The organism is Streptomyces marispadix (assembly GCF_022524345.1).
Lineage (GTDB): Bacteria > Actinomycetota > Actinomycetes > Streptomycetales > Streptomycetaceae > Streptomyces > Streptomyces marispadix.
Genome location: NZ_JAKWJU010000002.1, coordinates 6,327,725 through 6,347,426, shown reverse-complemented (window position 1 = coordinate 6,347,426; position 19,702 = coordinate 6,327,725). Strand labels below are relative to the sequence as shown.

17 protein-coding genes and 1 pseudogene are annotated in these 19,702 nt (G+C 70.2%); 5 read left to right on the top strand and 13 right to left on the bottom strand.

Features of this window, described 5'->3' with window-relative positions; translation table 11 throughout:
• Window positions 1–55 precede the first annotated feature (55 nt).
• The 4 genes from MMA15_RS26370 to MMA15_RS26355 all read right to left on the bottom strand — a co-directional run bounded on the left by MMA15_RS26370 (window position 56) and on the right by MMA15_RS26355 (window position 3,569).
• On the bottom strand, window positions 56–409 hold the full coding sequence (locus MMA15_RS26370) for a hypothetical protein (RefSeq protein WP_241062663.1): 354 nt from the start codon (window positions 407–409) through the stop codon (window positions 56–58).
• A gap of 161 nt (window positions 410–570) precedes the next feature.
• Entirely contained in the window at window positions 571–756 is a 186-nt protein-coding gene (locus MMA15_RS26365; RefSeq protein ID WP_241062662.1) for a hypothetical protein, read from the bottom strand.
• A gap of 85 nt (window positions 757–841) precedes the next feature.
• Window positions 842–1,528, bottom strand: a complete 687-nt coding sequence (locus tag MMA15_RS26360) for a DNA alkylation repair protein (protein WP_241062661.1) — start codon at window positions 1,526–1,528, stop codon at window positions 842–844.
• Between the two features lie 910 nt (window positions 1,529–2,438).
• Window positions 2,439–3,569 carry a hypothetical protein gene (locus MMA15_RS26355; RefSeq protein ID WP_241062660.1) on the bottom strand — a complete coding sequence of 377 codons (1,131 nt, stop codon included), beginning with the start codon at window positions 3,567–3,569 and terminating at the stop codon, window positions 2,439–2,441.
• Between the two features lie 316 nt (window positions 3,570–3,885).
• Here MMA15_RS26355 and MMA15_RS26350 point away from each other — a divergent pair, with 316 nt between their 5' ends.
• Both MMA15_RS26350 and MMA15_RS28355 read left to right on the top strand, forming a co-directional pair.
• The gene (locus tag MMA15_RS26350; protein WP_241062659.1) at window positions 3,886–4,632 is read left to right on the top strand and encodes a VOC family protein; all 747 of its coding nucleotides are present in this window, start codon (window positions 3,886–3,888) and stop codon (window positions 4,630–4,632) included.
• A gap of 230 nt (window positions 4,633–4,862) precedes the next feature.
• The gene (locus MMA15_RS28355; protein ID WP_308290630.1) at window positions 4,863–5,930 is read left to right on the top strand and encodes a DUF4142 domain-containing protein; all 1,068 of its coding nucleotides are present in this window, start codon (window positions 4,863–4,865) and stop codon (window positions 5,928–5,930) included.
• A gap of 138 nt (window positions 5,931–6,068) precedes the next feature.
• On the opposite strand, the gene MMA15_RS26340 is transcribed toward MMA15_RS28355, so the two are convergent.
• Entirely contained in the window at window positions 6,069–7,289 is a 1,221-nt protein-coding gene (locus MMA15_RS26340; RefSeq protein WP_241062657.1) for a cytochrome P450, read from the bottom strand.
• A gap of 177 nt (window positions 7,290–7,466) precedes the next feature.
• Window positions 7,467–7,832: a PH domain-containing protein gene (locus tag MMA15_RS26335; protein ID WP_241062656.1), complete on the bottom strand. Its 366-nt coding sequence runs from the start codon at window positions 7,830–7,832 to the stop codon at window positions 7,467–7,469.
• Window positions 7,833–8,199: 367 nt separating this feature from the next.
• Here MMA15_RS26335 and MMA15_RS26330 point away from each other — a divergent pair, with 367 nt between their 5' ends.
• Window positions 8,200–9,864, top strand: coding sequence for an adenosine deaminase family protein (locus MMA15_RS26330; protein WP_241062655.1), 1,665 nt, complete (start codon window positions 8,200–8,202; stop codon window positions 9,862–9,864).
• Window positions 9,865–9,947: 83 nt separating this feature from the next.
• Here the strand turns inward: MMA15_RS26330 and MMA15_RS26325 are convergent.
• The 6 genes and pseudogenes from MMA15_RS26325 to MMA15_RS26300 all read right to left on the bottom strand — a co-directional run bounded on the left by MMA15_RS26325 (window position 9,948) and on the right by MMA15_RS26300 (window position 16,861).
• Window positions 9,948–11,107 (bottom strand): annotated as a pseudogene (locus MMA15_RS26325) (RNA polymerase sigma factor).
• Window positions 11,108–11,115: 8 nt separating this feature from the next.
• On the bottom strand, window positions 11,116–11,523 hold the full coding sequence (locus tag MMA15_RS26320; protein ID WP_241062654.1) for a YciI family protein: 408 nt from the start codon (window positions 11,521–11,523) through the stop codon (window positions 11,116–11,118).
• A gap of 220 nt (window positions 11,524–11,743) precedes the next feature.
• Window positions 11,744–12,373, bottom strand: a complete 630-nt coding sequence (locus tag MMA15_RS26315; RefSeq protein ID WP_241062653.1) for a DUF1345 domain-containing protein — start codon at window positions 12,371–12,373, stop codon at window positions 11,744–11,746.
• 368 nt (window positions 12,374–12,741) lie between these two features.
• On the bottom strand, window positions 12,742–14,133 hold the full coding sequence (locus MMA15_RS26310; RefSeq protein WP_241062652.1) for an MFS transporter: 1,392 nt from the start codon (window positions 14,131–14,133) through the stop codon (window positions 12,742–12,744).
• Window positions 14,075–15,820 carry an acetate--CoA ligase gene (locus MMA15_RS26305; RefSeq protein WP_241062651.1) on the bottom strand — a complete coding sequence of 582 codons (1,746 nt, stop codon included), beginning with the start codon at window positions 15,818–15,820 and terminating at the stop codon, window positions 14,075–14,077. Before MMA15_RS26305 ends, MMA15_RS26310 begins: the two co-directional genes overlap by 59 nt.
• A gap of 195 nt (window positions 15,821–16,015) precedes the next feature.
• Window positions 16,016–16,861 (bottom strand): enoyl-CoA hydratase/isomerase family protein, encoded by an 846-nt coding sequence (locus MMA15_RS26300; RefSeq protein WP_241062650.1) that lies wholly within the window; start codon window positions 16,859–16,861, stop codon window positions 16,016–16,018.
• Between the two features lie 242 nt (window positions 16,862–17,103).
• Here MMA15_RS26300 and MMA15_RS26295 point away from each other — a divergent pair, with 242 nt between their 5' ends.
• Together MMA15_RS26295 and MMA15_RS26290 are read left to right on the top strand one after the other, a co-directional pair.
• On the top strand, window positions 17,104–18,084 hold the full coding sequence (locus MMA15_RS26295; RefSeq protein WP_241062649.1) for a LysR family transcriptional regulator: 981 nt from the start codon (window positions 17,104–17,106) through the stop codon (window positions 18,082–18,084).
• A 263-nt stretch (window positions 18,085–18,347) separates the two neighbouring features.
• A complete protein-coding gene (locus MMA15_RS26290) occupies window positions 18,348–18,626 on the top strand; it encodes a lasso peptide biosynthesis PqqD family chaperone (RefSeq protein ID WP_241062648.1) in 279 nt (92 codons plus the stop codon).
• A gap of 109 nt (window positions 18,627–18,735) precedes the next feature.
• Here MMA15_RS26290 and MMA15_RS26285 read toward each other — a convergent pair whose 3' ends face one another.
• Window positions 18,736–19,626 (bottom strand): ABC transporter permease, encoded by an 891-nt coding sequence (locus MMA15_RS26285; protein WP_241062647.1) that lies wholly within the window; start codon window positions 19,624–19,626, stop codon window positions 18,736–18,738.
• Window positions 19,627–19,702: the final 76 nt, after the last annotated feature.

The window sequence follows — 19,702 nt, the reverse complement described above, 5'->3', positions numbered from 1 at the left end:
GTCGCCGGGTGGTTCCTCGCGGTTCGCCACGCTCGCCGCGATCCGGGCCGCGCCGTCAGTCGCGTTCCGGCCGCTTCGCTTCCTCGGCTCCCGCGCCACGGGAGCGACGGCCGAGCAAGGCGCTGCCCAGGATGACGAGGCCGATGGCGGCGACCTTGGCGGCCTGGTAGTAGCCCGTAGCCGCCTCCTCCGGGGTGAAGGGCAGCCAGCCGAGCCCCGCGGCGGGAGCGAGGAAGGTCCACGCGGCCGCGATGCCCCCGAGGACGACCAGCCCCACGGCTCCCCGCGTCCCGAGACCCGCCCACCAGGGCTCGTGTTGACAGCCCTGCCCGTCGGACTTCTCGACGGACTGCCCGTCGGGCTGCTCGTCGCGCTGCTCGTGGGTCCGCTCGGCGTGGTCGTCGGTCATGGTCTCTTCTCCTGTGCGCGGGGGGCGATCACGAGGAAGGACGCGGGCCACGGGTGCGGGGGTTTCGCTGAATCGCGCTCTCTGCGTGACGGCCCCGGATGTCCCGTTTGGCCGCATCTCCCGGCCCGGCTGCGGCGAGGCGACCGCGCGCCCCTGCCGGGCTATCCCGAGGCGCGAACCGCTTCCGCGATCTCCTCGTCGGCCACGGCGATCGCGGCATCGGCCCGCTGGTACCAGACCTCGCGCCGGGCCGGGGCCAGGGTCGTCCAAGGGTGGCGTTCGGCGCTGAACCCGAGCGTCGCGTACAGCGCCTTCGCATATCGCTCACGGCGCTCGTCTGTGGTCAATTCTCTTCCAGTCGGCGGTAGTCGGCGGGGTGTCGGGACAGGGACGGTTGGGCGCGGTGTCAGCAGCGCACACCTGCCGTCGTGCCTACTCGGCGCGCTGTCGGCTGACCATCTCGTTGATCCAGACGGGCACGAACGGAGATGTGCAGCCCGGGGACGTCGGATAGTCCTTCAGGACCTCCAGGCGTTCACCGATGTCGAGCGCACGACTGCGGTGCTCCTCGTGCTCGATCCCGATCTGAGCCAGGCAGTGGTTCATCGCCCACTGCAACCGGTCCGGGGCGTCCTTCATCTCCGCCTCGACGACATCGAGCAGCCCCGCGAGATCGAGACCCTCGGGCTTCTTCGCCACGCGTTCGGTCGTCAGCGCCCAGCCGGCGCTCGCGACCACCGGGTCAGGGTCGGCGTACCAGGCCAGGCGCAGCTCTTCGCAGTGCGGGTTCTTCTTCACCACGTAGTTCACGAGCCAGTCGTGCACCTTGGGGGTGCGCGCCTCGCGCAGCATGGCGTTCAACTCGTCGCGTCCGAACGCCTTCGGGCGGCAGATCAGGAGCGCCAGCAGCCTCGCCGCGGTGTCGCCGGTCTCCCAGAGGCGGCACGCGAGTTCCTGCTGCGTCTTCAGCCGTTTCGCGAGGGCGCGCAGCTTGCCGAGGTTCACCCCGTGATCGTCACCGTGCTTCTCGTTGACAGCGCGCGTCTTCGGGTCGTCGAGCTCGGCGAGTTCGGCCATGACCTCGGCCACCGTCGTCCGGCTCTGAGTCGTCTCGGCCATCTCAGCTCCTGTCCCTCACGTGCGGGATCGAGCCTACGACGGAAACCCGGCGCGGCGCCGTGGTCGGGCCGGCCGATACGGATCTTGCCGAGGCCATGGGCCCGTTGGGGCGGGCGCGGGCGATGCGGGGGCGCACTCTAGCGTTCTGTGCGCCTGACCGAAGCCTTGCGCATGTGTGCCTCGCATTGCGGAACCGGGCGTGATGAAGTCAGTCAACTGCGTTGCCTAAGCGGGAGATCAGGGAGCGAGTCGGTGATCCTTTCCGATGCTGGCGAGATGGAACCGTACGGCGAGGCTCTGCTCGGAGCGCTGCGATCCGGTACGCGGGTCACGGAACTGACCGCGCGAGGCTCCAGGGCGCATGTGTTCTACCGGCTGGACGAGGCCGAGCATGTCCGGCGTCGGACCTGCGTCGCTGCCCCGCTAGGTTGCGAACGTCGCCCGCTCAGCAGGGACTTGGCGCTGTTCCGTCTGCTTCTGAGCCTGCCTGCCGGGGCGCCGGTCCCGCTGGAGTCGTTGACGGCGCGGGAGCGTGACGTGCTGCGGCAGTGCCCTGCGGGGTCGGTGTCCGTGGCAGACGGATCGGTGGAGCGGCTTGCTGTTCCGCCGTTGCGAGTCGACTTGGCGCTGGTGAGCACGCGAAGGCTGACCGGTGCCGCGGTGGCCGATGCGGGAAGGTATGCCTCCTACGCTCCGGCTACGGGGCTGCGCGTCACCGGATCACGAGTCGATGCGTTCGGGCAGTTGCGTGCCGAGTGGTACGGGCACGGCGTCGTACACGGGCCCGTACACGGGGAACCGCAGGTTGTGGCGTTGCCCCGCGTGATGACGGATGCGCGGCACACCGAGGCGGCCTGGCGGTTCTCCGAGCAGGTTTATCAGCGCCTGCCGTCTGCGGAATGCGAGCGGCTCACCGTACGCCGGCCCAGGTCTCCAGTGCCGGGTCCGGGGTGAATGCCTCATAGCCGAGTTCTCTGTTGAGATCGCTGTAGTCGGCGAGGGCTTCCACGCACATCTGCCGCCACACCGCTTGGCGCTGTGTTTCGGAGGCCGGCTCAAGTATTCGCGCATCCCAGGGAGTCCGCACGGCGATGTTGTGAAGTTCCGCTTCAGCGGCGCCCTTTTCAGTGTCCTGGAAACGGGTCAGCGGCCGTCCCTCGCAGTATGTGCAGCCGCATGTGGGGGCGGCGCGAGCTCCGTACTTCTCGATCAGGGTGCTGTTCCGCATGAACCGCATCAGCCGGGGATGGAGCACATACGCCGGACGTCCGGGCGGTGGAAAGCCGCCGTTGCGGGGCGGACGTGCGTGTCGCAGCGAGCTGCGTGTGCCGATGGCGGCGAAGACCGCGCCGTGAGCGACCGCGTCGAGACCGGCGAGATCGGTACGGATCAATGCCGCACCGGGGACTTCGGAGAGCAGCAGACGCAGGGCACGGGCCGTGCCCACTCGCTCCAGCGGATTGCGGTCCGCGCCGAGGACGAATGCCTTGAGGGAGACAAGGGAACCGAGTTCCCGGATCAGAAAGTCCACGGCGGTTTCGTCTGTCAGCCACCGGCGGTCGAGAGGAAGTGAGAGCACCGTCGACTCTTCGTCGGTCTCGTACTTGACCTGACGGACCGCGGCCCGGACGGCCCTCCTGGCCCCCGGGGCGAAGTAGCCGGTCGGCGTGAGAGCGAGCCACAGTCCGCTGCTCGCGCGCTGGCGCTGAAGATAACCGGCGAGGGTCCGATCCTGGGGAAGTAGCTCCAACTGTTCGGGCAGTTCTGGAGGAAGATGGAAAGGCTCTTCTTCTGTTGCGAAGTGGGTCTCATATCGCGCTGGGTCGATGAGAACCGTCTCGCCACTCCGGGCCCATGTTCGCGCTTCCGCCTCGGTGAGCGCGTTCTGCCCACCGAGCATGAGGCCGCCGTGGCGTTCTGCGGGCTGTGGTGGGGGGCCACCGCGAAGTACTTTCGCTCGGGTGTAGAGGAGAACTCGGTCGAGCAGAAGGCTCCAAAGGCGTTGCCCATTGAGACGTAAACCGCTGTCACGCTCAGACATCCGTCCGCTCCCCCGACTCGAAGTGGCGGGACCTGCCTGTCTGTTCCAGGGTGACGAGCGCTCGCAGTCTCCACAAGAGCGCAAGGAGCCACTGCTCGCGAATCGGCGCTGCCATAGTTCTGAGTTCGTAAAGTCCCCCGCGCATCAGCAGCCTCAAGCGCCGAACGAGGCCGTCCGCCGAATTACTCCAAGTTCCATTGGGCCCCAGTCCGTTGGGCCGACACCGGTACACGGCTGACTCGCGCCCTGCCATGGAGATCTCTGTCGGGCGACGACTTGCGGTTGTCGTTGTAAAGGGGTGCATAGGATCGGCGGCATGGCACTGCGACCTGTACAGGTGAACATCAAGGCCCTCGATGAATCGGCGGTCGGCCGGTTCTGGGCGGAGGCGCTCGGCTGGAGTGTTTCCGGCGGAACTCCCGGGGTGACCTCCTACGTGGGGCCGGTCGGCGACTTCGTCTGGCCGGACCCGGTCGCCGTGGGCGTAGACGTCGTCAGGGTCTCGGAGGGCAAGACGACGACGAAGAACCGTGTGCACCTCGACCTCGCCACCGACTCAGCGGAACATCAGGCGGAGTTGGTCGCGCGTCTCCAGGCTCTCGGTGCGACGCCCGCCCACGTGGGCCAGGGCGAAGTGCCGTGGACGGTCCTCGCCGACCCGGAGGGCAATGAGTTCTGTGTGCTGGAGCCTCGGGAGAGCTACCGGGACACCGGGCCCATCGCCGCGGTGGTGGCCGACTGCGCGGACCCGCGGGCCATGGCCCGGTTCTGGGGCGAGGCGGTGGACTGGGTCCTGCACGAAGTGACCGACGATCATGCGGTGTTGCGCTCCGCGAGGGGTACCGGCCCGTATCTCGAATTCCTCCGCACGCCCGGCGTGAAGACCGTGCCGGACCGCGTACATCTTGATCTGCTGCCGTACCCCGGTGACGACAAGGCGGCGGAGGTGGCCCGGCTGCGGGCCCTCGGTGCCGGCGATCTCGACGTCGGCCAGGGCGACGTTCCGTGGACGTGCCTGGCCGATCCGGAGGGACACGAGTTCTGCGTCCTCGCCCCGTCCTGACGCGGAGCCCCGAAGAACCCCCCGCACGGGAGCCCTGTCTCCTCGTGTCCTCGGTTGCCGGTGACCGTGGCGGCGGTCCCGCGGAGTGCGCTGTCGTGGTTCGAAGCACGGCGGTGCTCACCGCCTCGGCGCCCCGACTGGCCTGCTGCCGCGCCGAACTCGGCCTGATTCTGCGGCAGTCGCTGCCCGCCGGCCTGCCGCCGGAGTTCGCCCCGGTGGCCCGGACGGAGATGTCCGAGGCCGACCGGTCCCTGTTCGCGGTGATGACGCGAGTCCTCGGACCGGCCCCCGGCAGGCGTGGGCGGAGATGCTGCGGAGCCTGCCCGAGGACCCCACAGGCAGCGAGTTGGACGCGTTGCCCGCCGACGCCGAGGAGGGGACGCGTCAGGACATCGCCGAGCGCATGGTGCCCCTTCGTCCGGGAGCTGTCCGACGAGCATCCGGACCTGCGCGAGCCCGCCGCCGGCGGCAGCGGCCGGGAGCCGCAGTCGCCGTGCTCCAGGTGCCCGAAGCGCACCCCCTGGACCGTCTCTCCGCTCCACACCGCATATCGGGGCAGGTCAAACTGCTTTGTCAGATCTGGACGAAGCCTCCACGGCAGCGTCACGCACTGCATTAATATCCCCGCACTACGCGGATGTGTTTGGAGAGGGAAACAGATGCGTGCTGCCATACCGTCGGGCCGAGCGGCCGGCACCGTTCTGGTCGTTTTCGGACTGATGGCGACACTCGCCGCTCTGCTTGTTCCCATCTACTTCTTCGACGGGAACCGGTCCGCCGCGCTTTCCAGAGCCGGATGGCAAGACGACGGCAAAGGCGTCTGGAAAACGGAATATGGGCCACTTACGTCGCTCGACCGTGACTTCCTGCGGAGTGTGCGCAGCGCGGGACTGTGGGAACTGCCCGCCGGGCGCGCCGCGCGGGAGCGCAGCGAACGCAGGTCGGTGCGGACCGTCGGCGACCATCTCATCGACGGGGACACCGAGTTGGACAAGCGGGTCATCCAGGCGGGCCGCACGCTGAAGGTGGCGCTGCCGAACCGTCCGAGCAGCACAGAGCAGAAGTATCTGGACGACATCGAGAAGGCGAAGGGCGACGAGTTCGACCGTGTCCTCGTCAACCATCTGCGGAAGCGCAACGGGGTGGCCATCAACCTCGTGAGCCTGGTACGCGACCAGACCCGCAACTCGATGGTGAGGTCGCTGGCGACCAGGCACAACTCGATCGTCCTCGACCACCTCGACGTCCTGGAGGAGACGGGGCTCGTGGACTACGACGAGCTGGCCGTCGAGGAGTGACCGGGACGGCGTCCGCCGGGCAGTGACCGGGACGGGCTCCGCCGAGGAGTGACCGGTGCGGCGCACCTGCCCGGCGCCGCCGGTGCTTCGGCCGTACAGGTCGCTGAGGCGCCGTGCCTGCCGCCAGGTTGTGCTCCGCTAGCCGCCGGGTGCGAAGCGCACCGGCAGGGACTCCAGACCGCGGGTGAACAACCCTCGTTCGACGAGCGTGCAGTCCTTCTCCAGGGTCAACTCGGGCATAGCGTCGAGGAGTTGCCCTACGCCCACCTCGACCTCGGTCTTGGCGAGCAGCGCGCCCACGCAGAAGTGCCTGCCCAGCGCGAACGCCAGATGCCGAGCCGCCGCCGAGAACGCCGACCGTGCGGGCAGATCGTCACGGAAGATGTCGAAGGAGTCGGGGTCGGCGAAGCGCGAGGCGTCCCGATTGGCCGCCCCGATAAGGCAGTCGACCGTGGAGCCCGCGGGGATGGTGCCGCCGGAGAGTTCGACGTCGTCGTCCGTCTCGCGGATGATCATGTGGACCGGCGGTGTGAAGCGCAGCGTCTCCGCGAGTGCCTGGGCGATCAGCTCTCGGTCCTCCCGCACGGCCGCCAACTGCCCGGGATTGCGCAGCAGATTGCCGACGAGGCTGGAGATCGCCTTGTCGGTGGTCTCGCCGCCCGCGGCGAACAGGATGCTGATGAACGCCTTGATGTCCTCGTCCGTCATCGCGGTGCCGTCGACCTCCGCCGTGCACAGCGCGGAGAGCAGGTCGTCTCCCGGGTTCTCCCGGCGTTCGCGTATGACCGGGATCATGTAGGCGGCCAGTTCGTCGCGCGTACGGTGACCGGCCTCCGTGATCTCAGGGTCCTGGGCGAGGTTGCCGAAGTAGGCGACGATCGCGGTGTACCAGTCGTGGAACCGCGGATGCTCGGACTTGTCCAGGCCCAGCATGTCCACGATCACGTTGATCGGGAAGTGAGTGGCGAAGTCCTCGACGATGTCGGCCGAACCGGCGCCCCGCAGCGGCTCGATGAGATCGCGTGCGTTCTGCTCGATCACCGGAAGGAACTTCTCCTCCAGCATCCTGCCGCGGAACGCGGGGGCGACCAGCGCGCGGTGCGCCGCGTGCTCCCGGCCGCTCATCTGCACCAGGGTCCGCCCGTGAACCGGTTCGAGCTGCCAGTCGTAGTTGCGGGTGGTGAACACCTCGTCGCGGAAGGCGCGTTCGACGTCCTCGTAGCGGGAGAGGATGTAGCTGCCGGTGGCCTCGTGCCACAGCAGCGGGAAGTCCTCGCGCAGAACGCGGTACGAGGAGTAGGGGTCGGCTGCGAACTGCGGGGAGAGGATGTCGGGCGCTTCCGCGGCGGTGGGCGGCACGGGCGTACCTCGCTTCGTTCGGCGTCGGCCAGAAGCTGATCGCGCGTGACGCTATGGGCCCGACTCCCGCCCGTACAGGCGCAGTTCAGGCCGAACGGGTGCACATCGGGGGCGCGCGGCCCCGCAGCGCATGGGCACATCCACGCGCCCGGCCCGCCGGTGTACGGCGCGGGATCGTCAGTGCGTGACGAACTCCGTGAGCACGGCCTGCACTTCGTAGATGTCGACGCCCTTGGTGAAGGTCTTCTCGATCGGCACGGGGTCGCCGGCGATCCAGATCTTCAGCTCCGCGTCGAGGTCGAACGTCCCTGCCGTCTCCACCGAGAAGTGCGTGATGCTGCGGTAGGGAATCGAGTGGTACTCGACCTTCTTGCCGGTCATGCCCTGCTTGTCGACGAGGATCAGCCGCCGGTCGGTGAAGAGGATCGTGTCGCGTATCAGCAGGAACGCGGCGTGCACCTGCTCGTTCCGTCCCAGCAGACGCCCGTACTCCTGCTGGGCGTTCACCGGATCGATGGTGTGTGCGTTCCCGAACAGCGCCATGTGGGCCCCCAGTCGTGGTCGTTGCGGCAGTCGTCGCATCCGCAGGGTATTCACGGCGAGCCGGACGCCGCGTCGCCCCTCGGGAGGAGTCCCGGCGGCCTGTCTCCTCCTGCGGTCCGGGGCGGCGGGCGCGGCCTGGGTGCCCGTCGGCTGCCCTTGCTTGCTCGCGGCTCCCTGCGTGCTCGCGGGCTGCTAGTCCGGCCTTCGCCACCACGGGGACCGCCGTCAATCGGCCCGCAGCCGGCGCCGGTCGCCTTAGCCTGTGCCGGCGGCGGACGTCTGCGAGTCGTGGCAGACCGTACACGACCTGGTGAACTCCCCCGGAAAACAACGGGGATGACCGGGACACCCTGCCGATCATGAGCCGGTGATTCCTCAACACCGAGCTGACACCCGCCGCAGGCGTAAGGCCCTGCCCCGTAAGGCCCTGCCCCTCACCGTAGGTCTGCTGTCGTTGTCCGCCCTGGCCGTTCAGACGGCCGGACCGGCGGCCCATCCCGCCGCCGCTGCCGGGCCCCGGCCGATGACTCCCGCGGAGGCGATCACCGACGCGCGCCTCGATGCGATCCGGGACGATCCCGGCCGTATGGAACGGTTCTTCACCGCGCTGCCGAAGGGCGGCGACCTGCACAACCATCTCTCCGGCGCGGTCACCACCGAGTATCTCGTCGAGCTGGCCGGGCAGGACGGCCTGTGCATCGACACCTCGACGATGACCGCCGTGCCTCCGCCGTGCGGAGGGAACGCCCGCCCCGCCGCCGACGCCCGCACGGATGCGGAGTTCCATGACCAGATCGTGCGCGCGTGGTCGATGGAGGACTTCCCGCCGGACGGCAACGGACACGACCACTTCTTCGACGCGTTCGGGAAGTTCGGCGAGGTGACGTGGCGCAATCGCGGCAAGCTGCTCGCGGACGTCGCCGACGGTGCCGCGAAGCAGAACCAGACCTATCTGGAGACGATGGTCACCCCGGCGTCGGACGGCGCGAAGAGGCTCGCGGAGAAGGTCGGCTGGGACGACGATCTCGCCGAGCTGCACGGCAAGTTGGCCGCCGGAGGCAAGCTCGACGGTCTGGTGGCCGAGGCGCGCCGGGAAGCCGACGACGCCGACGCCGAGTACCGCGAGGCCGCGCACTGCGGCACCTCCGGCGCACGGCCCGGCTGCCGGATGAAGGTGCGCTGGATCTCCCAGGCGTCCAGGGGCAGCGCCCCCGCCCGCGTCTTCACGCAGTTGGCGCTCGGCATGAGGCTGGCGGAACGGGACGGGCGCTTCGTGGCGGTCAACCTCGTGGCACCCGAGGACGGGGAGAACGCGCTGGCCGGCTACCGCCTTCAGATGCGGATGCTGAAGTATCTGCGCGGCGTCTATCCGAAGGCGCATGTCACCCTGCACGCGGGCGAGTTGTGGCCTGGCCTCGTCAAGCCGGAGGACCTGAGGTTCCACATCGAGGAGGCCGTGGGCGTCGCGGGAGCCGAACGTATCGGGCACGGCGTCGACCTCGTCCACGAGGACCACTGGCGGAGGACCGCCCGCACGATGGCCCGCCGCGAGGTCGCCGTGGAGGTGCCCTTCACCAGCAACGCCCAGATCCTCGGCGTCAAGGGCGACGACCATCCCTTCGGCACCTACCGGGACTTCGGGGTCCCGGTCGTGCTGTCAACCGACGATCCCGGGATCTCCCGTACCGACATCGGCAACGAGTACGAGTACGCGGCCGAGACCTACGGGCTGAGTTATCCGGAACTCAAGGACCTCTCGCGTGCGTCGCTGGAGTACTCGTTCCTGCCAGGGCGCAGCCTGTGGCGCGGCAACCCCACGCGTGAGGGCTACGCCCTCGCCGGGCCCTGTGCCGGGGAGCTGCCCGGTGTGACCGCGCCGGGCGGGCGGTGCCGTGCGCTGCTCGACTCCAGCGAGAAGGCCGAGTCGCAGTGGCGCCAGGAGGTCGCCTTCCACCGCTTCGAGACGACCGTCGGCGCCTCGGGGTCCGGATCTGAGTCCGGGTCCGTACCGGGGTCTGAGTCCGGGGTCTGAGTCCGGGGTCTGAGTCCGGGGTCTGATCCCGCAGCGCGCTCCGGGGACTCGAAAGCCCAAGGGGGTGCGGTCTGGCAAGTCCCCTACGCGCCGCGTGCGTTGAGCCGGGCGGCCTGGCGGGTCAGATGATCTCGTTCGGCGATGTCGGGTGCCTTCCAGGCCGCCTCGGCGTACAGCCTTGCCGCCGTCGCCAGGTCCCCGTCACGCTCGTGGAGGTACGCCGACACCGCGGTGTGGCGCGGAAGGGAGTCGTCCAGCTCCGCGAGCGCCGCCAGACCGGCGCGTGGTCCGTCGGCCTCGCCCACGGCCACCGCCCGGTTGAGCCGGACGACGGGGCTGTCGGTCAGACGCGCGAGTTCGTCGTACCACTCGACGATCTGCACCCAGTCGGTCTCCTCGGCGGTGGGTGCGTCGGCGTGGAGGGCCGCGACGGCGGCCTGCGCCTGGAACTCGCCCAGCCGGTCGCGGGCGAGGGCCGCCTGGAGAATCTCGACGCCCTCGGCGATCATCTCCGTGTCCCATCGGCTACGGTCCTGCTCCGCGAGCGGCACGAGGCTGCCGTCGGGTGCGGTACGGGCCGCACGCCTCGCGTGGTGGAGCAGCATGAGGGCGAGCAGGCCCGCCACCTCGGGGTGGTCGATGGAGGCCGCGAGTTGCCGGGTGAGCCGGATCGCCTCGGTGGCGAGGTCGACGTCGCCGGAGTAGCCCTCGTTGAAGACCAGGTAGAGGACGCGCAGCACGGTGGCGACATCGCCGGGCTGGTCGAACCGCACGCCGGAGACGGTGCGTTTGGCCCGGCTGATCCGCTGCGCCATGGTCGCCTCGGGCACCAGGTACGCCTGGGCGATCTGGCGCGTGGTCAGCCCGCCTACGGCGCGCAGCGTGAGCGCGACCGCGGACGACGGCGTCAGCGACGGATGGGCGCACAGGAAGTAGAGCTGGAGCGTGTCGTCCACGGCGGACGCGGGCCCCGGCGACGGTTCCTCTTCGACGCGGTCCTCTCCGCATGGCGGCGTGCGGCGTCCGCGCGGGTCGCGTCGAGAAAGCGGCGCCAGGCCACGGTGACGAGCCAGCCCTTCGGGTCCGCAACGGGGGCGGCCCCGTCGGTGCCGCCGCCCCAGACGCGTACCGCTTCGACCAGCGCGTCCTGCACCGCGTCCTCGGCCGCCGCGAAGTCTGCTCCGCGGCGGACGAGGATCGCGATCACGCTCGGCGTGAGGCTCCGTAGCAGAACCTCGTCCATCTCAGAGGTCACTCGGTGATGGTGGGCGGCGCGGTCAGGAACGGGCGCAGTTCGAGCCACTCGTGGATCGGCTTCCCGCCCGCCCCGGGGGCGGCCGACAGTTCCCCGGCGAGCTCCACGGCCCGCTCGTGGCTGTCGACGTCGATCACCATCCATCCGGCGATGAGGTCCTTGGTCTCGGCGAACGGGCCGTCGGTGACGGGCGGGCGGCCCTCGCCGTCGTAGCGGACCCACGTCCCCTCGGGGGCGAGCGCCTGGCCGTCGACGAACTCGCCGGTGGTCTCCAGACGGGACGCGAAGTCGTTCATGTACTGCACGTGGGCCGAGATCTCCTCCGGCGTCCACTTGTCCATGGGAACGTCGTTCACCGCGGCCGGGGCTCCGCGGTAGTGCTTGAGCAGCAGGTACTTGGCCATCGTGTTCTCCTAGGCGCTCGTGCGGCCCATTCTGGCCGCGTTCATAGGGGGGACGGAGCCGGTCGCGGGTTCTCGACATCGTCGTCCGGATTTTTTCGGCTCTCTTGGACGAGCGTGGGCGAGCCGCCCGGCCGCCTCCCGTCGGCGGGGGTACACGCCCGTAGCGCACCGGCTTCTTCCCGGGCCACCGGCTCCCCGGGCTACGGGCAGGATGGGACGGTCAGGCGCTGACGATGCCCACGACGAGGTTGATGGCGGTGGCCAGGATGCTGGTGCCGAAGGCGTACGACAGCAGGCAGTGCCGCAGAACCATGGCGCGGATCGACGGACTTGAGACGTCGGTGTCGGAGACCTGGTAGGTCATGCCGAGGTTGTAGCTGAAGTAGAAGAAGTCCCGATAGGCCGGTGGCTCGCGGGAGTTGAAGTCGATTCCGCCCGCGGACTCCAGGTAGTACAGATACGCGTACCGGGTGGCGTACATCAGGTGCAGCGCTGCCCAGGCCATGAACACACCGGCGAGGGCGGTCGCGGCATGGCTGGTGTCGGAATTGCCGAGCAGCAGCACCACGATGCCTCCCAGGCCGCACAACGCGGCTGCCACGACGACGAGTTCCTCGGTGAGGGGGCGGAAGTCCTCACGTCCCGCGTTGCGATGGGTGGCGGCGGCGTCCATGGGCCAGAGCACCGCCCAGCCCGCCACGACGAAGCAGGTCTCGGTCGCGGCGATACCCGCGAGAACGCCCAGCGGCGTATCGACGGACACCCCGACCACGGTCCCCGCCAACGCTCCCGCGACGGCCGCGCCGCCGAGTCGTGTGACCGCCGAAACGGGCAACCGTGTGCTGCTCATGGAGAGCAACGATAGCCGCACTGCCGCTGGTCAGCCGCCTGCCCGCTCCCCGGGCACGCGGCGCTGACCGCGGATGCGGCGGGCCCGTCCGCCGTTGATCGTGCCGATTGATCGCCGAAGCCCAACCGCCGTGCTCCCCCGGGCAATCGGACGGTGGGAACGGCGGCAGGACCCGCCTCGTACACGGGCGGCCCGTAGCGGCCACCGTTCACCCCTGGCCGCACCCCACAACGCCCTTACGCCGACGGACGGTTGGCGCCGGTGGCATTCAGGGCTCCCGCAGACCTTCCGTACGTACCTGCGTACCCGCGTACCGGTTTCCGCGCGGAAGGACCGCGGGCAGCCCGGGCGTGGGGTGCGGCGCGTGTTCACTTCTCCAGGACCGTCGTACGGGTCAGCGGCAGGCGCACGGTCTCCCGGAAGGAGAAGAGCACCACCAGTCCGGAGAGGACCGCCAGGCTCATCAGATACAGGCCGGGAGCCAGCGGGGTCCCGGACAGGGAGACGAGGCCGGTGGCGACGAACGGCGCCGTGCCGCCGAAGAGGACGTAGGCGGCCGTGTAGCCGATGGCCGAGCCGCTGGCGCGTAGCTGGCCGGGGAACATCTCGACCATCGCCGGCACGTTGGAGGTGCCGATGACCGCTACCAGGACGCCGAGGATCGGGGCGCCGATCAGGGCGCCGCCCAGTCCCGCGCCGATCAGCCAGAAGGCGGGCAGAGTGGCGACGGCGAAGCCGCCGCAGGCCACCAGCAGCATGGGCTTGCGGCCGTAGCGGTCGCTCGCCGCGGCCATCAGGGGGCAGGCCCCGCTGTAGGCGAGCATCGTCACGACGCTGATGAGCATCGTCTCCGTCTTGCTGTAGCCGACCTCCTCGGACATGTACGCGATGAGGTAGCTGCTCATCAGGTAGTAGCCGACGGCGTTGGTGATGCTGTAGCCGAAGAGCGTCAGCACCTGCCTGCGGCAGACTCGTGCCGCTTCCCTCAACGGCGCCTTCCGTACCGCCTCGCGCTGCTCCATGGCGCGGAAGACCGGGGTGTCCTGGATCCGGCTGCGCAGATAGAGGCCGATCAGGCCGAGGGGCCCGGCGAGCAGGAAGGGGATGCGCCAGCCCCAGCTTTGCAGTGCCGCCTCGTCGAGGGTGTAGGTGATCAGCAGCCCCACCATGGCGCCCGCCACGGAGGCCAGTCCGACGGTGAGCGGCACGATGCTGGCGTAGCGGGCGCGGCGGCCCTCGGGCGCGTACTCCATGATGAAGGCCGAGGCGCCGGTGTATTCGCCTCCGGTGGAGAAGCCCTGGAGGGCGCGGAGTACGAAGAGCATCGCGGGTGCGGCGATGCCGATGGTGGCGTAGCCGGGCAGCAGCCCGATGAGGAACGTGGCGCCGCTCATGCACAGCACGCTCAGCGCGAGCATCCTGTTGCGGCCTATGCGGTCGCCGTAGCGCCCGAAGAAGGCCGCGCCGAGCGGACGGGCGACGAATCCCCCGCCGAAGACCGCCCATGTCGCCAGCAGTGCCGCCGCGTCGTCGTACTGCGGGAAGAAGAGCCCGGCGATGGTCGCGGACATGATGGCGTACGCGCCCGAGTCGAACCATTCGACGAAGTTGCCGATGGCGGTGGCGGCCGTGACCTTGCGGCGGCCCTTGCTGTCTACGGCCCTTTCGATCGCGCTGTCGGGAGGCGGGGCGACCGCGCCGTCAGGCGTCGCGTCGGGGTGCGGTTCCTTCGCCGGCTTTGCCTGGTGCTCCGTCGTCATGTCCTTGTTCCTTCTGATCTGGCCCTTCGGCGGGGGCTGCTGGGGCGGGGGCTGTACGGACGGGGGCTGTCGGGGCGGTATTCGGGGAGGCGTCGGCTGGGGCGCTGTCCCGTGCGCGGAGGGCCGCGCGCTGGATCTTTCCGGTGGCCGAGCGCGGCAGTTCGTCCACGAACTCGACGAGCCGCGGATAGGCGAAGCGTGAATAGGCGGTGCGGGCGAAGTCGGTGATCTCGTCGGCCAGGCCGGGGCCCGGTTCGTAGCCGGGGTTCAGTTCGATCCATGCCTTCACGGCCTGGCCGCGCACCGCGTCGGGCACGCCCACGACGCCGGCGTCGGCGACCGCCGGGTGGCGCCGCAGCACGTCCTCGACCTCGTACGGGCCGACCCGGTATCCGGAGGTCTTGATCACGTCGTCGGTCCGGCCGAGGAACCAGAAGTATCCGTCCTCGTCCATGACGGCCTGGTCCTTCGTCCGGTACCAGGTGCCGCCGAACGCCTCCTCGGACGCCTCGGGCCGGTTCCAGTAGCCCAGCGGGTACTGGGGGTTGGAGCCCGCGCGCAGGGAGATCTCACCGGGTTGCCCGGGGGGCACCTCCCGGCCGTCGCCGTCCAGCAGCCGTACGTCCCAGCCGGGCATACGGCGGCCCATGGAACCGGCCTTGACCGGTACGCCGGGGAAGTTGCCGATCAGCGGATACGACTCGGTGGACCCGTAGTAGTCGAGCGGAGTCACGCCGAACTGGCCGCGGAACCAGTCGATGAGGTCGGGGGTGAGCGGTTCGTTGGAGCAGCACACGACGCGAAGCGACTGAGGGTAGCGGCTGCCGGCGTCCGGCACGTCGGCTCTGATCTTGCGCAGGAACGTCGGATTGACCAGGGCGGTGGTGACCTTGTGGCGCGACATGGCGTCGAGCAGCCCGTGCGGGTCGAAGCCGCCGGCCGGCCGGTAGACGAGATGTACGGCACCGGCACGCAGCGGACCCATGAGCTTCGCCATCGACCAGGCCCAGTCCCCCGCGCCGTAGAAGACCTCGCCGGGGCGCAGATCGTGGCAGTAGCGGAACTCGTTGTGGCCGAGGAGGGTGCGGTGGGCGTGCACGATGCCCTTGGCGGCGCCGGTGGTGCCCGAGGTGTAGAAGATCAGGGCCGGGTCGTCGGCGGCGGTGTCGACGGTGTCGAACTCGGGCGGCAGCGCGGCGATTTCCGGGTCGTCGACGTCGACGACGGCACCGGTGAAGTGACGGGCACGCTCCAGTGCCCCGGTCTCGGTTATCAGGGCCGTGGCGCCGCAGTCCTCCAGCCGGTAGCGGATGGGTTCGTCGGCCCACAACAGGGACATGGTGACCAGGACGGCGCCAGTGCGCAGCACACCGAGATGGGTGGCGGGGGTGTCGATGCGCTGGGGCAGCAGCACGGCCACCCGGTCGCCCTGCCGTACGCCGATGCGGGCCAGATGGGCGGCGACCTGCTTCGAGCGGTCCTGTATCCGCTGCCAGAGGACGTGTTCGGTGTGCCCGCCGTGGTCCTCGTAGATGAGGGCGAGCGCGTCGCCGGGGTGGCGGTCCGCCACGTCCGCGGCCATGTTGTAGCGCGCGGGCACGTTCCAGCGGTGCCCGGCCACAAGGTCGCGGTAGACGCTTTCGCCGTCTGCGACATCGCCGGTGTGCGGCGTGACGCTGGTGGTCATCGCGGTTCGGTCCTCTCTTGCGGTGGCGGCGGGCGTTGCTGCTCGCGCCGCGGTGCGTTGCGTGGTGGTGCGTGGTGGTTCGCTGCGAGGGGTGCGCTGCGAGGGGTGCGCTGCTCGGGGGTCGTCGTGTGCGTTCGGCTCGGGGGCGTCGCGTCGTGGACGTCCGTACGTCGTGGTACGCCGTCGTACGCCGGGTCAGCGGCGGCGCCCGGACAGGAAGCGGGCCATCTCGCGCTGCGGCTCACCGGTGGCGTAGGCCGCCGTATGCACCTTCTTCGCGGCGGTGATCGCCTCGTCGAGACCGGCGTCGTCCAGCTCGCGGATGCGGCGCTTGGTGAGCGCGACGGCCCCGGGCGGCAGCGAGGCGAGCCGGGCGGCCTCGGACACGGCCTCCGACTTCACCTCGTCCTCGGCGGCGAGCCTCGTGAGCAGGCCGAGCCGGTGTGCCTCCGTGCCGTCGACGAGCCGCCCGGCGAGGGCGAACTCGGTGGTCTTCGCCCGGCCCAGAATGTCCCACATGGCCCAGATCCCGGTGATGCTGGGAATGCCGGAGAGTACCTCGGGCTGGCCCATGGTGACGCCCGCATGTCCGATGCGCAGATCTGCGAGCAGGGCGAACTGGAAGCCGGAACCGGCCGCGACCCCGTTGACGGCGGCGACCGACGGCTTGTCCAGACTCCGCAGCGCCCGGTAGAGGCGGCCGAAGTCGTCGATCCACGCCTCGGTGGCGCCATGGTCGCCGGGGTCGATCGCAGCCGTCTCGGCGAGATCCTGACCGGCGCAGAAGGCCCGGCCGGCGCCGGTGACCACCACGGCGCCGCACTGCGGGTCGGAGCCGAACTCGCCGAGCGCCACGATCAGTTCGCCGCGCATGGCGCTCGTCCACGCGTTGAGCTTGCCGGGGCGGTTCAGGGTGATCTCACCGACGAACCTGCCGGGCCCCTCGCCCCTCTCGGCTCCACCGTCGGCCGTGACCGGATGACGGGTCACGACGACGGCGGGGGTGTCCGTGGTCTCCGCGGTATCCGGGGTGTCTGTCATGAGGCGTTGCCTTTCTGGGGGTGTACGGGGCGGGGAGCGCGAGCCGGGGAAGGGAGGCCGATCAGCGCCGGGGCGGCACGGAGCAGTGCGGAGAGCGCTGAAGAGTGCTGAACAGTGCCGTACGGCCGAGGCGAACCGTCCGCCGCGGGCTTCCGCTTGGTCGGTCATGCAAGCAGCGGTGGATGCGTTTCGGCCAACACCAATCGGGACTGGCCTTGATATCGGAGCGATATGGTCCGCTCATGGAGCTGCGACACCTGCGCTATTTCGCCGTCCTCGCCGAGGAGCTGCACTTCGGAAGGGCGGCGGAGAGACTGCACATGGCGCAGCCGCCGCTGTCGCAGCGCATCCGCGATCTGGAGCGGGAACTCGGCGTCCGCCTCTTCGACCGGACGCGCCACCGTGTGCAGCTCACCGAGGCCGGTGCGCTTCTGCTGGAGCATGTACGGCCGGTCCTCTCGGGCGTGGAGACCGCCCGAGAGGCGATCCGCCGAATCCGGCCGGGCGAGGCGGGGGTTCTGCGGGCAGGCGTACCGCCGGACACCAATCCGGTCGTACTGCCCACGCTCACGGCCGACTTCGCCCGCCGTGCTCCAGGCGTACTGATCGAGCTGCACGAACTCACCACGGACCAGCAGCTCACCAGGCTGCGGGAGGGCGGACTCGACGCGGGAGTCGTACGGCACCCGTCGGACACCGTGGGCCTGGAGTCGGGGCCCGTGGCACGGCGCGAACTCGGCGTCGTGCTGCCCGTGGACCTCGCGTCCGCTGCCGGGGCGCCCTCACGCGATGCGTCCGCACACGATGTGCCCTCACGCGATGCGCCCGCTCCCCTGCGGCTGCGCGACCTCGACGGCACGCCGCTGATCATCTTCCCCCGTGAGATGGCGCCGCGGCTCTACGACCACATCCTCACCGTCTGCCGGGACGAGGGCTTCCTGCCGGGGGCCATCCGGCATGCCCGCAATCCGCACTTCGTCCATGGGCTCGCACTCGCCGGGCGCGGCATCCACCTCAACGAGCAGCCCGCGGCGCCCCTTCCGCACGGCCTGGTCTGGCGGCCCCTGGAGCGTCCCGAACTGGCGTGGACGACCTCGGTCGTCTGGGTGCCCAGCCGTCACAACGAGGCGGTGGCCGCCTTCACACGGTCGGTCACCCAGGGGCTGAAGGCCGCGGGCCACCGGATCACGGACGACCGGCTCTCCGACGGGGAGCCGGGCTAGCGGGGGCCGGGCGGACTGCCGCTGCGCGGGCGGGCCCGCGGCCGGACGTGCGCGCCCTCGCCACCTCCGATACCTCCCACGCCTCCCATGCCGGCTGTGCTTCGCCTCCACCGGGTCGTGTGGTTTGACGGCGCGCGTCGCTTACGGCAGGCAGCCGCGGGCATCGCCTCCCGTGGCGGGCTCCAGGCGCGGGCCTGCCTGCGCTGCCGCCCGCCCAGCCCCTACGTCACCCACAACTTCCCCCGGAAGGCGGTCCGTTCGTCATGAGCAACTCCGGCACCGTGAGGCTCCGGCCGTACGTCTCCGCGACGGAGACCGAGAGCGGCATGGTCCTGCTCGACCAACGCACCGGCCGCTACTGGCAGTTGAACGACACCGCGTCACTGGTGCTGCGGGGCCTGCTGGACGGCGCCACGACCGAGGAGGTCGCCGCACGGCTCGCCGCCCGGCATCCGGAAGCCTCGGGGAGGTCGGCCGACGACGTGGCGTCGCTCGTACGCGGCCTCGAAGAGGCCAGGCTCACCACGCGGAAGTCCCCCTGAACGTCCGGCAGAACGTCCGCCCGCGCTTCGCGGCGGCGCCCGATGCGCGGTGCCTCAACATGCCCGTGCCGATTGGGTATCCGGCGTCCCCTCATCCCCGCCCCGCGGCTCACACCGTCGCCTCGTGCCGTCTGAAGGCACGCGCGGCCACGAACAGTGCCCCAAGCGCAGCCAGCAGCAGCACGGCCGTCTCCAGGGCCAGCGGCGGCGTCCAGGAACCCCATCGCACGCTCACCTCGACGCCGCCGGCCCCGTGGCCGTGCCCGTGGCCTCCGGGCGTCAGCGCGTGAATCGTGCGGCGCAGCGCGTCGCCCGCGTAGCTCAGGGGGTTGCACGCGGCCAGCGGCCCCAGCCAGCCGGGCAGCGCTGACAGAGGCACGAACGCGCCGGACGTGAAGAGCAGTGGCGCTGCCGACAGCCCGAGGACGGTGTTGAAGGTCTCGGCCTTGCGCGTACGTACGGCGAAGGCGATGCCGAACGAGGTGAGCGCGAAGGCGGCGAGCGTGAGCTGCGCCAACAGGCCCAGCAGCAGGAGCGGTTGATAGGGAAGGCCGCCCGCGGGTGCGAGCGCGAGCAGCAGCGCGCCCTGGGCGGCGGCGGTGAGACAGCCGCCGAGGCAGATGCCGCACAGCAACGTGGCGCGGCGGGCGGGAGCCATGAGGGTCTCGCGCAGCACGCCGCTGTTGCGGTCGGTGATGAGGCGGATGCCCACGCTGATCGCGGGTGCCTGAATCGTCATCAGCAGAATGCCGGGATACAGATACGTACGGTACGAGCCGCCGACGGCGGAGCCGGGGACGAGGGAGTTGAGACCGCCGCCGAAGGCCAGCAGGAACAGCAGCGGCTGAAGCAGCAGCATCAGCACCTGGGTCGGGTTGGCGGACAGCCGCAGCAGCTCGCGCAGCACGAGGGAGTGCACGGCGCGCACCTCACCGCGAAGCGTGAACTGCCGGGCGGCGACGGCCGGTCCGGCGGCCGGGCTCGTGTGCGTGGCGGTCATGGCGGGCTCGTCTCTCCGTCGGTTTCGCTGTTCGCCGGCCGGGCCACGGCGGTCTGCCTGCCGGCCCCCCCAATCG

What these genes read in the sequence shown, in the direction of transcription:
- MMA15_RS26360 (WP_241062661.1), bottom strand. Translation starts at nt 1,528, where the DNA reads ATGGCCGAGACGACTCAGAGCCGGACGACGGTGGCCGAGGTCATGGCC.
- MMA15_RS26315 (WP_241062653.1), bottom strand. Translation starts at nt 12,373, where the DNA reads ATGAGCAGCACACGGTTGCCCGTTTCGGCGGTCACACGACTCGGCGGC.
- MMA15_RS26335 (WP_241062656.1), bottom strand. Translation starts at nt 7,832, where the DNA reads ATGGCGCTGTTCGGGAACGCACACACCATCGATCCGGTGAACGCCCAG.
- MMA15_RS26290 (WP_241062648.1), top strand. Translation starts at nt 18,348, where the DNA reads ATGAGCAACTCCGGCACCGTGAGGCTCCGGCCGTACGTCTCCGCGACG.
- MMA15_RS26320 (WP_241062654.1), bottom strand. Translation starts at nt 11,523, where the DNA reads ATGGCCAAGTACCTGCTGCTCAAGCACTACCGCGGAGCCCCGGCCGCG.
- MMA15_RS28355 (WP_308290630.1), top strand. Translation starts at nt 4,863, where the DNA reads ATGTCCGAGGCCGACCGGTCCCTGTTCGCGGTGATGACGCGAGTCCTC.
- MMA15_RS26305 (WP_241062651.1), bottom strand. Translation starts at nt 15,820, where the DNA reads ATGACCACCAGCGTCACGCCGCACACCGGCGATGTCGCAGACGGCGAA.
- MMA15_RS26310 (WP_241062652.1), bottom strand. Translation starts at nt 14,133, where the DNA reads ATGACGACGGAGCACCAGGCAAAGCCGGCGAAGGAACCGCACCCCGAC.
- MMA15_RS26370 (WP_241062663.1), bottom strand. Translation starts at nt 409, where the DNA reads ATGACCGACGACCACGCCGAGCGGACCCACGAGCAGCGCGACGAGCAG.
- MMA15_RS26295 (WP_241062649.1), top strand. Translation starts at nt 17,104, where the DNA reads ATGGAGCTGCGACACCTGCGCTATTTCGCCGTCCTCGCCGAGGAGCTG.
- MMA15_RS26300 (WP_241062650.1), bottom strand. Translation starts at nt 16,861, where the DNA reads ATGACAGACACCCCGGATACCGCGGAGACCACGGACACCCCCGCCGTC.
- MMA15_RS26355 (WP_241062660.1), bottom strand. Translation starts at nt 3,569, where the DNA reads ATGTCTGAGCGTGACAGCGGTTTACGTCTCAATGGGCAACGCCTTTGG.
- MMA15_RS26350 (WP_241062659.1), top strand. Translation starts at nt 3,886, where the DNA reads ATGGCACTGCGACCTGTACAGGTGAACATCAAGGCCCTCGATGAATCG.
- MMA15_RS26285 (WP_241062647.1), bottom strand. Translation starts at nt 19,626, where the DNA reads ATGACCGCCACGCACACGAGCCCGGCCGCCGGACCGGCCGTCGCCGCC.